Source organism: Pedobacter sp. NJ-S-72, assembly GCF_053890575.1.
On record NZ_CM132681.1, the window covers coordinates 278,146 to 291,182 of the forward strand.

Sequence of the window (13,037 nt, forward strand, 5' to 3'; positions counted from 1 at the left end):
GTTTATATGAATTCCGAAGTTTTTATCAACGGAAAATCGCTGGGTGTATATCCTTATGGTTACACATCGTTCAGTTATGACCTTACACCTTATCTGAATTTTGGAGAAGAGAATGTTATTGCTGTTCGGGTGGATAATGGGCAGCAGATGAACAGCCGTTGGTACAGTGGCTCTGGTATTTACCGCCATGTGTGGTTAAATGTTACTGGTGCTGTACATGTTGCACATTGGGGTGTTGACATTTCAACTCCTGAGGTATCTTCAAAAAAGGCCGCTGTACTGGTAAAAACCAAGGTTAAAAATGAAACAGCATCTGCCCAGAGCGTTGTTGTGAAAACCCTTCTTTGGAATAAAAATTCTAAAAATATTGGTAACGGCCAGATGCAGGTTGTACTTCCTGCCAATAGCGAAAAGGAAATCACCCAGACCATAAAAATGTCAGATCCTAAGCTCTGGACACCGGAAACGCCGCATTTGTATCAGGCCCAGATCCAGGTAGTAAAAGACAAAAAAGTGCTGGACGGTACAAAAACCAATTTTGGTATCCGTTCCATAAAATTTACTGCCAAAAATGGGTTTCAATTGAATGGAAAAACAGTGAAAATAAACGGTGGTTGCGTGCATCACGATAATGGCTGCCTGGGCGCTGCTGCTTTTGACCGTGCCGAAGAGCGTAAAATTGAACTTCTTAAGGCTGGTGGATTCAATGCGGTGAGGACTTCCCACAATCCCCCTTCCGAAGCATTTCTTGATGCCTGCGATAAACTGGGCCTGCTGGTAATGGACGAATCTTTCGACTGCTGGAAAATTGGAAAAAACAGTAACGATTACGCAAAATATTTCGATCAATGGTGGAAAAAAGATTTGCAGGCAATGATTTTGAGGGATCGAAACCATCCATCTATCGTTATGTGGAGTATAGGTAACGAAATTGTAGAACGGGGGAAACCCGAGGCTGTTGAAACGGCTAAAATGCTTTTGCAGGAAAAAAAAAAAATAGACACTACAAGGCCAGTAACCTCTGCAGTTGTGAATTTAGACAAATGGGAGAATCTGGATTCTTTGATAGGTGTACACGATATTGCCGGTTATAATTACAACCTGCATACTGCCCCGGACGATCATAAAAGAGTGCCTTCGCGTATCATCGTTCAGACCGAATCTTTTCCTCCTAAAGATGCTTTTAATAATTGGAAACTGGTACAGGAAAATAATTATGTAATCGGGGATTTTGTTTGGACAGCGATGGATTATCTGGGTGAGTCAGGCATAGGTCGTTGGTATTATTCTGGGGATACACCTGGTGAACATTGGGAAAATATTTTTTTTCCATGGCATGGTGCTTATTGTGGTGATATTGACCTGACCGGATGGAGAAAACCCATTTCCCATTACCGGAGCATGTTGTATAACGATAACGAAAAACTCTATATGGCAGTCCGTGAACCAGCCCCGGAACCCTTAGAAATCAAAGAAACCTGGTGGTCAGTTTATCCAACATGGGAAAGTTGGACCTGGCCGGGTTTTGAAGGGAGAACCGTTCAGGTTGAAGTGTATTCCAAATATCCGGAAGTGAGGCTTTACCTTAATAACAAACTGATAGGCGAACAGGCAACAACACGCGAACAACAGTTTAAAGCTACTTTTACTTTCCCTTATACTCCTGGGACTCTCAAAGCAGTTGGCATAGAAAACGGTAAAGAAATCGAATCCTCTGTTCTGCAAACGTCTGGGGGTGCCGTAAAGATTAGTCTAACTGCTGATCGAAAAGAGATTGCAGCGAATGGACAGGACTTGTCCTATGTTACTATAGAATTAACAGACAAGGACGGGATATTCCAACCGAATGCTGTCAACCGTTTGCATTTTAAAATTGATGGACCGGGTGTCATTGCAGGAGTAGATAATGCTGATTTGAAAGACTTCGAACCATATGTAGGCGATACTCGTAAAGCATGGAAGGGTAGAGCTTTAGTAGTGATAAAAAGCAATCATCAGGCTGGTGAAATTAAACTATCAGTAACATCAAATGGACTGGAAGGGAAAAGTATAACTATTAAATCAATACAAAATAATTAATGCATGAAAACATCAATAAGACACATCATTTTTTTTCTGGTTTCTATTTTAAGTTCATTTGTTATACATGCACAGGAGGTAATCTCGCCTAATGGGGGAAAGTAAAAGTTGTTTTAAATTTGTCTGAAAAGAATGCTGTACACAGTCTTTTTTTTAAAGCATTCTATAAACTTGAAAACAATTTTGTAGAAGTATTACCAGATTCTAAACTGGGTATTAATCGTGTCGATGAACAATTTGCAGATAACTTGCGTTTGATTTCAACATCAAAACCTGTTTCAATACACGATAAGTATAAAATGGTTTGTGGCAAACGCCAACTGTGCGAGAATTTAGGTACTGAAAAAACATTCAGTTTTCAAAATTCCAATCGTCAGCCATTGGATATTGTTTTTAGAGTATATAATGATGGTATTGCATTTCGTTATGTTTTCCCAAATCAATCAGACTCAAAAGTTAATATCATAAACGAGGCTACAACGTATGTTTTGCCTGACAGCACATCCCGTTGGATGCAGCCTTACGATCTTTCATATGAAAAATTTTATCCATTGAGCAAAACGGGTCTCGTTACTAATAAAGGCCAGGAATGGGTTTTCCGGCTTTATACAAAGTGAATAACCAGTCAGTTTGGGCGTTGATTTCTGAGGCAGATATAACTGAAAATAATTGTGCAGCAAAGCTAAGCAATATAAAAAATACCAAGGAATATCAGGTCACATACCCTTACGGTCGTGATAATTTTAAGCAGGAAGGAGTCAAGACTGCATTACCCTGGAATTCTCAATGGCATACACTTATCATTGGGAAATTGTCAGATATTGTCGAATCAACTTTGATTACAGATGTAAGCGAACCAAGCCAGCTAAAAAATACTGATTGGATTAAACCGGGTGCAGTTTCGTGGATCTATTGGGCAAACAATCACGGTTCTAAGGATTACAAAAAGATAGTTGAATATGTTGATTTAGCCGTAGAAATGAACTGGCCTTATGTGCTGATCGATTGGGAATGGGATGTGATGGGTAACGGAGGGAATATAACCGATGCGGTAAACTATGCAAAAAGCAAAGGCATAAAAAACCATTGCTGTGGTATAATTAATTCCGGTACGATCTGGCTCGACGCGACACCGAATGACCGTTTACTTACGGCAGAAAAACGTGCCAAAGAATTTTTGTGGCTAAATAAAATTGGTGTGTATGGGATCAAAGTAGATTTTTTTGCTGGTGACCACCAGGATATGATGGTTTATTACATCGATATTTTAAAAGACGCTGCAAAATATCATTTAATGGTGAATTTTCATGGAGCAACAGTTCCCCGTGGATGGTCGCGCACTTATCCCAACCTGATGACAACAGAGGCGGTGTACGGTGCAGAATGGTACAATAATGATCAGGTATTAACTAATAAAGCAGCAGGTCACAATACTACGCTTCCATTTACACGAAATGTAATTGGCTCGATGGATTACACTCCTGTTACCTTTTCAAACTCACAACATTCACATATAACATCTTATGCGCACGAGCTGGCTTTGTCTATAGTATTTGAATCGGGGTTACAGCACTTTGCCGATAGGCCGTTAGCATATGATCTTTTTGCCAGCAGAACCAAAAAACTTTTTGAAACAGGTTCCGACTGCTTGGGACGACACAAAACTAGTCGATGGTTATCCGGGTGAAAAAGTCATTATTACCCGTAAGAAAGGAAATCAATGGTATATCGCCGGATTGAACGGTAAAGATGTAGCTCAGACCTTAATCGTAAAATTTGATTTTCTTGACAAAGGAAACCATAGTTTTCAGGTTATCAAAGACGGGAAGGATGATAAATTTTTTTTTCTTCAGAAATAATAAAAGTAAAAAAAGGAAATACATTAAAGATTGAATGTCTTCCAAGAGGAGGGTTCGCTGGTGTGATCAGAAAGAATAGTCATGAGATTTAAATATTAGAAATTGAATCAATCAAAAAAAAAATAGTATCAAAAGTAAAAGGACTGATTATTTTATCTTTAGTCCTTTTAGTTGATTTAGCAAATGCCCAAACGGCAATGATTAATTCCCAATCCAGGATGGGCGTTAGTTTAAATGGATCGTGGAAAGTTTTGGTTGACCCGGTAAATATTGGCGGTTGGAAAAAATTTTGGATAGAACCTAAACCACAAAAGAAGACTGATTTTTTTGAGTATTCATTTAATGGTGCACCAGAATTGAATGTACCGGGAGATTTTAATTCCCAGATGCGCGAACTCTCTTTTTATGAAGGTTCGGTTTGGTATAAAAAGCAGTTCAATGTTTCTAAGAAAAAAGATGCTCGACTCTTTCTTTATTTTGCTGCTGTCAATTATTTCTCAGACGTATATTTGAATGGAGAAAAACTTGGAAGCCACGAAGGTGGCTTTACGCCTTTTCAATTTGAAATTACAGACAAAGTGAAAGAAAAGGATAATTCACTAATCGTAAAAGTTGATAATAGCCGTTTAGAGAATGGTATTCCTGGGAGAGGTTATGACTGGCTGAATTATGGGGGTATTACGCGCGATGTAAATATTATTGAAACGCACAGTACTTACATAGACGACTACTTTATTCAATTAAAAAAAAAGGTAGTTTGAACAATGTACTCGGATGGGTTCAGCTAAATGGGGTGAAAACGGAACAAAAAATTAAAATAAAACTCCCCGAATTAAATGTCGTTTACAAAACCAGAACTGACAAAAGGGGCTTTGCAAAGATTGAGTTTTCTTCTCATTTTAAGTTATGGTCACCTGAAAATCCTAAGCTTTACAAAGTTATTGTTGAAAGTGAAACCGACTCTATTGTTGATGAAATTGGTTTTAGGTGCATTGAAGTCAAAGGAGGTGGAGTCTTACTTAATAAAAAACCTGTTTTTATTAAGGCGGTAAATATTCATGAAGAAAATCCAATGAAAAAGTCCAGAGCATATTCATAGGAAGAAGCCAGGTTATTGTTGAGTTCTGCAAAAGAATTGGGTTGTAATCTGGTTAGGTTAGCGCATTATCCACACAACGAAAACATAATTAAGGAAGCTGAAAAAATGGGATTAATGGTATGGAGTGAGCTCCCGGTATATCAGCAGCTATTCAATTTTCAGATAGTCTTGTTCTAAAAAAGATGGAGACAATGTTGAAAGAAATGATTCGCAGGGATAAAAACCGCTCTGGGGTTGTTGTCTGGAATCTTTCTAATGAGACTTATCCGGGTACTCCAAATAGGAATAAAGCACTTATTGATTTGACTGAAAAATGCAAAGCAATTGATTCTACAAGATTGGTGACTCATGTTATAAATACGCAAAACTATGACAATAACTCTTTTAAGGTATCGGATACACTGTATAACTATTCAGATTTAATTGCTATTAACGAATACATAGGTTGGTATGTTCCCTGGCAGGGGGAACCTTCGGAAGCGACATGGAAAATAAACTTCCCTAACAAACCTGTGTTTATCTCCGAATTCGGAGGCGAAGCCCTGTACGGGAGTAAGCATGGCCCAACTGATGAAGCTTCTTCTTGGTCTGAAGAATATCAGGAACAGATTTATAAGGATCAAATAGAAATGTTTAAGACCATTCCTATTGAGAGCGGTGTTTGTCCGTGGATATTATATGATTACAGATCATTAACCAGAATGCATCCTGTATATCAGAATGGATATAACCGAAAAGGACTAATATCTGATAAAGGAGAAAAAAAGAAAGCCTGGTATATCATGCAGGAATATTATGAAAATAAGCGTAAACCCATCAAAAGAAAACAATTTGAAATACAAAATAATTAGTAAAGTGAAAAAATCAATAGCCCTTTTAGCAGTAATGATACTTCTGTCATTATCTAATGTCCAATCGCAGGAGATCAATCGTTTCTTTCCTGAAAAAGATCTGATTACGACGGGAATATACTATTATCCCGAACACTGGAAGGAAAACCAGTGGGAGCGCGATATTAAGAAAATTTCTGATATGGGTTACGAATTTGTACACCTTGCTGAATTTGCCTGGTTCAAAATGGAACCAGAAGAAGGACGGTATGACTTTACCTGGCTTGACAAGGTGGTGAGTCTTTGTGTTAAATATAAACTTTAAAGTATTGATGTGCACACCATCGGCAACTACACCAGCCTGGATGCGGGTAAATTATCCTGAAACCTTTATCATGGATGGCAATTATATCCGGGCCGAGCACGGCACGCGGGGATTAGCTTCAATTGTAAATCAGAAATACCGGCTATTTGTTGAAAAAATAGTAACCGAAATGGCCAAACGTTATGGGCAGAATAAAGAGGTGATCGGATGGCAACTGGATAATGAACCCGATGCCAAACCAGATTATAGCCCATCATCGCAGCAAGCTTTCAGGCTATGGCTAAAAAACAAGTACAAAACTATTGATGCATTAAATGATGCCTGGGGGACGGCTTTCTGGAGCCAGTGGTACAACAACTTCGACCAGGTGATGATCCACAATACCAACCTGGTGGGCTGGTGGGGAAATAACCCCCATGCTTTACTCGATTTTAAACGCTATTGTGCAGATGCCCAGGCGGAGTTTCTTGATTTTCAGGCAGGCACTTTGCGCAACTACATTTCAAAACAACAATATATTACCACCAATTATACGGCAGTTTCTCCTGGTTCTGACCCTCGTCGTACCAAAAAGCTCGACTTTGCAGCATATACAGCCTATCCTAATGGTGGCAGCGATAACCTTGGTGAACTGGGGTTCAGGTTAGGAGATAGTAAGGTGATCCTTTTTGCTTCAGAATACTTTAAGCACTTGGGAGGCGTATCAGGTGTGATGGAAATTCAACCCGGGCCAGTAAACTGGGGAAGTTATAACCCTCTTCTTTTACCTGGAACAGTACGCATGTGGTTGTATCACACATTTGCTGCAGGTGGGAAACTTGCCTGTTCTTACCGGTTCCGGCAGATTTTATATAGTGCTGAACAATACCACGCAGGCGTTATACAAACTGATGGGGTAACGCCTTCACCTGGGGGTGAAGATTATATGCAATTTATAAAGGAAATAAAAGAACTGCGGAAGCAATACAGACCAGGTATTAAGGTGCCGGAAAAACTAGCAGCACGCTCAACTGCCATTCTTTGGAACCTGGAAAATTACTGGACTATAAACAGGCAAAAGCAGACCATGCAGTGGGATACCTGGAATTACCCGGTTAAGTTCATGGAAATAGCGAAGTCTTTGGGAGCCCCCGTTGATGTCATATCTGAAGCCGGTGATTTGTCGAAATATAAAGTGGTTATTGTTCCTGCTTACGAAATGGTGGATTCTGCCTTAATAAAGAAATGGAACAATTATGTGGCCGGCGGCGGCCATTTAGTCATTACCTGTCGCACGGCGACCAAAGATCGTATGGGGCATTTCTGGGAGGGTAAACTGGCAGCCCCAATTTCTAGGCTTATCGGCGCTCAGGTTAGTGCAACAGATATGCTTTCAGCTTATGCAAAAGGTGATATACAAATGAAAGCAAAACATTATAGTTGGAACAACTGGGCAGATTTGCTAATGCCAGATCAAAATACAGAAATCCTTGCTACCTATGAAAACCAATTCTACAAGGGAAAAGCTGCGGTTGTAAAACACAAAATTGGTAAAGGATCTGTAACCTATATAGGCGTTGATACTGACGATTCAAACCTGGAGAAGGATGTATTACGTGGCATTTATGTCGGGTCCGGGGCAACTACGGAGGATTATCCGAAAGGTATTTATGTTTATTGGAGAGATGGCTTTTATATGGCCGTAAATTATTCTTCGGCCGACTATACCATGAATATTCCTGGCACGTCTAAAGTTCTTATAGGGGAAAAAACATTGAAACCTGCGGGAGTATTGGTTTGGTGTGAGTAAATATTCAGATTTAATTGTAGTTTAGATATATGTTTCGGTTTATAGCTCTGATCAGCGCATTCTTACTGTGCAACTCTCTTTTTGCGCAAAAAAATGTATACCAGTTTTCTCATCTGGATATTTCTAACGGCTTATCAGACAATCAGGTAAATGCGATATTTAAAGATAGTAAAGGGTTTATGTGGTTTGGTACTATGGCTGGCCTGAACCGGTATGATGGACACGAATTCAAAGTATTCAAACACAGTTCAAAAGACAGTTCAAGTGTACAAGATGGTATTACAGATATATTTGAGGGCCCAGGGAAACAGTTATGGATTATTTCCAATGGCGGTTTCAGCATTTACAATCCATCTACTGAAAATTTTGAACGGTTTCAGGATAAACACTTTAAAAAGTATAAACTTCCTGGTGGATACCTCAAGGCGATAAACACCGATAATAAGGGCAGGTTCTATTTTTACATAGAAAATCAAGGTATTTTTTGTTATGATTCAAAAAGCAAGACGACAATAAAATATGTTCATAAAAGTGATGTGCCAAATTCTCTCTACTCAGACCAGATCAGCGATTTTATCGATGATCTGAAAGGTAATTTATGGGTTATTTATACCGACGGTGTCATTGACAAACTTAACTTAAGAAACCGGAGTGTAACAAAAAGGTACCTTGCAGTAAAGAAAGGACTGGGTGGGCAGGTCAATTCCTTTAATCTCAATTACGACTCTGAAGGCAATATTTTTATCTATAGCAGGGGTAATCCGTTTGGCCTGTATTGCCTTAGTGTATCAAACGACAGGTTCACTTATTTTGGGAAAAAGCAGGATCATTCTGGATTAAGCTCGAATAATGTAAGCCGGATAATCGAGGGCGAGGATGGAAATATCTGGATAGGGACCGATCATGGCGGAATTAATATTTTAGACAAGCAAACCCACCGATTCACTTATATCTTAAGTAAAGAAAATGACGTGAGGGGATTAAGTGACAATAGCATAGGGGCTTTATATAAAGACAATAACGGAATAGTCTGGGCTGGAACCTACAAAAGAGGGATTTGTTATTACCATAAAAGTATTTATAAGTTTCCGTTAAATCAGTCCCTGACTGGGAAAAATGTCCTAAATGAAGATGTTAATTCTTTTGCAGAAGATAGCAAAGGGAATTTGTGGATCGGAACAAATGGGACAGGTCTGTTGTATTTAAACAGAACCACCGGCGAAATCAAAAGGTACCGTAATAATCCCGCCAGCAGTAATTCTTTAAGCAGTGATATTGTGATAAGCCTTAAGATCGATCGTTCAGGCGTTTTATGGATCGGTACTTATTTGGGTGGACTTGATTGTTTTGACGGAAAGAAGTTTACAAATTTTAAGCACACCACGGATCCCTCGAGTATTTCAGATAACCGGATTTATGCTTTGTTGGAAGATGCTTCCAATCGGCTCTGGATTGCCACTTTAACCGGCGGGCTGGATCTGCTGGACCGGGGTAACGGAAAATTTAAACACTTTAATCCTTCAGTTAAAAATACGTTAAATGCTTATGTGGTTAGTTGCCTGTATGAAGATAGGAACAAGAATATCTTGGTGGGCACTACAGCTGGAGTTAGTATCCTGGATGGAAAAACCTCCAGGTTCAGACACTTAAAGAATAACAGTAAGGATACCAATTCGCTGTTACAAGGTGTTGTAACTTCAATCACTGAAGATAGCAGGGGGGGTGGATCTGGATAGGTACCAGAGAAGGGGTGAGCATATATAATCCTGTAACTGGAAAGTTTACTAATTTAAGCGAAGAGGTCGGTTTGCCGGAAAACACAGTGCTGGCACTTATCGAAGATGAGGATCGTAATATCTGGTACAGTTCTCTTAAAGGGCTTTATAAAATAACTGTAATTGCCACAGGGAAAACCTATAAATTCAGATATAGTAAATACAATAAATCCGATGGGCTGCAGAATACGCAGTTCAATGTCAATGCCGCAGGTAAGACAAAATCTGGTGAACTGATTTTTGGAGGGCCGAACGGGTTCAATATTTTCAGGTCGGGGCAGATCAAGAACAGCCAGTTTCCCTCAGCATTGGTAATGACCGATCTAGAGGTATTTTACCATAAGGTAAGTGTTGGCGAGAAAATAAATGGACTTATTATTTTGCCCGAAACCATAACTGCGCTCAAGAATTTAAGCCTGAGCTACAAAGAGAATATTTTTTCAGTTCAATTTGCATTGCTCAACTATTTTAATCCCCAAAAAGTAATCTATAAATACAGTTTAGAAGGATTCGATAAACGTTGGCTTACAGTTCCTTCAGAAAGCCGTAAAGCTACTTTTACAAATCTTGATCCTGGCAAATATATACTCCATATAAGGGCTTTTAATGAAAATGACTCTGTACTTTTAGCCGAGTCACAATTGAAAATCACCATTTTGCCTCCGTTCTGGCGTACAACCTGGGCATACATCGGATATATTTTAGCATTTGGTTTTCTATTGTTGTTTATCCGGAGCAGGGGGATCAATAAATTAAGACGGGAGTTTGCTCTGGTGCAGGAAAGAATTCAGACCAGGCAATTACGCGAGCAGGACCGCAAGGAAGCTGAAAGGCTCCGGGAGCTTGATCTGTTAAAAATTAAATTTTTAACCAATCTGAGCCATGAATTTAGGACACCCATTTCTTTAATCCTGGCACCCGTAGATACACTTTTGACCGAAACCATGGAGAAGAACCGGCATGGGCAGTTGACCATGATCAAAAGAAATGCGCGGCGATTATTGAACCTGGTAAACCAGCTGCTTGATTTTCGTAAAATGGAGGAGCATGAACTGCGCCTGAATAATAGCGATGGCGAGATTATCTCCTTTATTAAAGATGCAACCGACTCTTTTTATGATCTGGCAGAACGGAAACAGATAAAACTAACTTTTGAAAGCAGCATTGCAAATTTATATGTGTCTTACGATCAGGATAAGGTAGAGCGGATATTGTTCAATTTACTGTCGAATGCATTTAAATTTACACCGTCAGGAGGAACAGTAAATGTTGAATTACACAAGCTACAGGAACAAACAGAAGATAGCAGAGTCTTATTAGAGTTAAAAGTAATAGACTCGGGAATTGGCATTCCAAAAGACAAACAGGAAAAAATCTTTGAGCGGTTTTTTCAAAATGAAACTTCCTCCTCCATCCTTAACCAGGGATCGGGATTGGACTTTCTATCACCAAAGAGTTTGTGAAAATGCAGGGAGGCGAAATAACGGTGGAAAGCGAGTCCGGTCTGGGCAGTTGTTTCACAGTACACCTAAATCTTGCGCTCACTGCACTTCCTGGGCAGGGGCAAAACGATCCTGGGGACACTGATCTGCAAAATGCAGGATCAAATGAAAAAAGTGAGGAAAAAAAAAAAAACTGGTGATAAAGATAAGCACATGCGGGACGCACCTGTTATTTTATTGGTTGAGGATAACGAGGATTTTAGATTTTATCTTAAAGATAACCTACGAGTTTTTTATAAGATCGTGGAGGCTTCGAATGGCAAGGAGGGGTGGCAAAAGGCTCTTGCACTTCACCCGAATCTGATTGTTTCCGATATCAGCATGCCCGAAATGAATGGTAAGGAATTGTGTGAGAAACTAAAATCAGACGAAAGGACCAAGCATATCCCCGTTATTTTGTTGACGGCATTAGCTGCCGAAGAAGAACAAGTTAAAGGGGTTGAGAGACCGGAGCGAATGATTATATGACGAAGCCGTTTAATTTTGAGATTTTACACTCAAAAATCAAAAACCTGCTCACGCTCGATAAAACGTTTAAAAGAATTTATTCCAGGCAAATTGGTATTGCCTCGCCAGAACTGAAAATCGAGTCAGATGATGTTAAATTCCTCAATACAACATTGCTTTACATAGAAGAGAATCTTCACAACCCTCAGTTATCTGTGGAAGATCTGAGTAAACGATTGGTTATGAGTAGAGTATCTTTGTACAAAAAGTGTTTAAAGGTGACAGGGAAAACCCCGGTGGACTTTATCAGATCAGTTAAGCTCGAAAAAGCCGCAGTGTTGTTAGAAAAAAGCAATAAAACGATTTCTGAGATATGCTATATGGTGGGTTTTAGCACCCCGAATTATTTTGCCAAAGCTTTTAAAACAAAGTATCATGTACTTCCTTCTGAGTACATAGTAGAAAAAAGAAATTCCAATTAAAACAATGGTTAATCTGTCTCCAGGTTAACATTTCTTCTTACAAATTTAACATTACTGCTCTGTGGTCGAAATGTGTTAGCGTAGTTTTGCATCGTAAAACCGGGAAACTATATTCTAACCATTTAAATACCTTTTCTTCGTTATGAAACGAATTTCTTCTTTTATTGTATTGTTGCTTGTCGTACAGAAACTATTCGCAGCTAATGTTGTTGAAACACTGCCGAACGGCATGAAGGTCCACCCCAAAGCCGGAGCTGCCAAAACCATTGAAATAAACGTGATCAACAGCAGGATTATCAGGGTGCAGGCTTCGCCCGAAAGTATGATCCCTCAGGTGGCGAGCCTTTGTGTGGTACCCGGATTAGCTCCTACAGTACCTTTTAAGGTAACAGGCAATGCAGAATCTGCACAACTCTCGACTAAGGAACTGACAGTGAAGGTTTCGCTTCTCACAGGCAAAATTTCATTTACAGACAAGTCAGGAAAAGCCATACTTCAGGAAGAGAAAAGAAGTTTTAGTCCTTTTGTTGTTGAAAACGATAAAGGATATACTATGCAACAGGTTTTTTCAGGTACACCTGGCGAGGCTATCTATGGGCTTGGGCAGCATCAATCCGATGACTTTAATTATAAACATAAAAGTGAAGACCTTTTCCAATACAATACAAAAGTGTCTGTGCCATTCATTATGTCTACAAAAAAAATTATGGGATATTATGGGACAACTATTCGCAGAGTAAATATGGGGATCCCCGTGATTACAAAGACCTAAATCAGTTTACTCTTTTTGACAAGAATGGTAAGGAAGGTTTTCTTACAGCCACTTACAATCAAAAAAATAATGCTCCCA

14 protein-coding genes and 1 pseudogene are annotated in these 13,037 nt (G+C 39.4%); all 15 read left to right on the forward strand.

Annotation, left to right across the window (positions count from 1 at the left end):
- Nucleotides 1–6 precede the first annotated feature (6 nt).
- Nucleotides 7–2,079 carry a glycoside hydrolase family 2 TIM barrel-domain containing protein gene (locus ACWYN3_RS01940; protein WP_456222841.1) on the forward strand — a complete coding sequence of 691 codons (2,073 nt, stop codon included), beginning with the start codon at nt 7–9 and terminating at the stop codon, nt 2,077–2,079.
- A 119-nt stretch (nt 2,080–2,198) separates the two neighbouring features.
- Nucleotides 2,199–2,878 (forward strand): annotated as a pseudogene (locus tag ACWYN3_RS01945) (glycoside hydrolase family 97 N-terminal domain-containing protein); the annotation flags it as partial.
- A 36-nt stretch (nt 2,879–2,914) separates the two neighbouring features.
- Nucleotides 2,915–3,766, forward strand: a complete 852-nt coding sequence (locus ACWYN3_RS01950; protein WP_456222842.1) for a glycoside hydrolase family 97 catalytic domain-containing protein — start codon at nt 2,915–2,917, stop codon at nt 3,764–3,766.
- Nucleotides 3,708–3,938 carry a glycoside hydrolase family 97 C-terminal domain-containing protein gene (locus ACWYN3_RS01955; RefSeq protein WP_456219626.1) on the forward strand — a complete coding sequence of 77 codons (231 nt, stop codon included), beginning with the start codon at nt 3,708–3,710 and terminating at the stop codon, nt 3,936–3,938. The genes ACWYN3_RS01950 and ACWYN3_RS01955 overlap by 59 nt, the downstream gene beginning before the upstream one ends.
- A 197-nt stretch (nt 3,939–4,135) precedes the next feature.
- Entirely contained in the window at nt 4,136–4,699 is a 564-nt protein-coding gene (locus tag ACWYN3_RS01960; RefSeq protein WP_456219627.1) for a sugar-binding domain-containing protein, read from the forward strand.
- A 32-nt stretch (nt 4,700–4,731) separates the two neighbouring features.
- Nucleotides 4,732–5,037 (forward strand): hypothetical protein, encoded by a 306-nt coding sequence (locus ACWYN3_RS01965; RefSeq protein WP_456219628.1) that lies wholly within the window; start codon nt 4,732–4,734, stop codon nt 5,035–5,037.
- Between the two features lie 182 nt (nt 5,038–5,219).
- Nucleotides 5,220–5,888, forward strand: a complete 669-nt coding sequence (locus ACWYN3_RS01970) for a glycoside hydrolase family 2 TIM barrel-domain containing protein (protein ID WP_456219629.1) — start codon at nt 5,220–5,222, stop codon at nt 5,886–5,888.
- A 4-nt stretch (nt 5,889–5,892) separates the two neighbouring features.
- Complete coding sequence (locus tag ACWYN3_RS01975) at nt 5,893–6,192, forward strand: beta-galactosidase (protein WP_456219630.1); 300 nt, start codon at nt 5,893–5,895, stop codon at nt 6,190–6,192.
- A gap of 7 nt (nt 6,193–6,199) precedes the next feature.
- A complete protein-coding gene (locus tag ACWYN3_RS01980) occupies nt 6,200–7,981 on the forward strand; it encodes a beta-galactosidase (protein ID WP_456222843.1) in 1,782 nt (593 codons plus the stop codon).
- A 29-nt stretch (nt 7,982–8,010) separates the two neighbouring features.
- Complete coding sequence (locus ACWYN3_RS01985) at nt 8,011–9,717, forward strand: ligand-binding sensor domain-containing protein (RefSeq protein WP_456219631.1); 1,707 nt, start codon at nt 8,011–8,013, stop codon at nt 9,715–9,717.
- Between the two features lie 14 nt (nt 9,718–9,731).
- On the forward strand, nt 9,732–11,219 hold the full coding sequence (locus ACWYN3_RS01990) for an ATP-binding protein (protein WP_456219632.1): 1,488 nt from the start codon (nt 9,732–9,734) through the stop codon (nt 11,217–11,219).
- A 2-nt stretch (nt 11,220–11,221) separates the two neighbouring features.
- Nucleotides 11,222–11,398 (forward strand): hypothetical protein, encoded by a 177-nt coding sequence (locus ACWYN3_RS01995; protein WP_456219633.1) that lies wholly within the window; start codon nt 11,222–11,224, stop codon nt 11,396–11,398.
- The gene (locus ACWYN3_RS02000; RefSeq protein ID WP_456219634.1) at nt 11,352–11,726 is read left to right on the forward strand and encodes a response regulator; all 375 of its coding nucleotides are present in this window, start codon (nt 11,352–11,354) and stop codon (nt 11,724–11,726) included. Before ACWYN3_RS01995 ends, ACWYN3_RS02000 begins: the two co-directional genes overlap by 47 nt.
- Complete coding sequence (locus tag ACWYN3_RS02005; protein WP_456219635.1) at nt 11,723–12,187, forward strand: helix-turn-helix domain-containing protein; 465 nt, start codon at nt 11,723–11,725, stop codon at nt 12,185–12,187. Before ACWYN3_RS02000 ends, ACWYN3_RS02005 begins: the two co-directional genes overlap by 4 nt.
- A 142-nt stretch (nt 12,188–12,329) precedes the next feature.
- Nucleotides 12,330–12,959 (forward strand): hypothetical protein, encoded by a 630-nt coding sequence (locus ACWYN3_RS02010; protein ID WP_456219636.1) that lies wholly within the window; start codon nt 12,330–12,332, stop codon nt 12,957–12,959.
- The last annotated feature ends 78 nt before the right edge of the window (nt 12,960–13,037 follow it).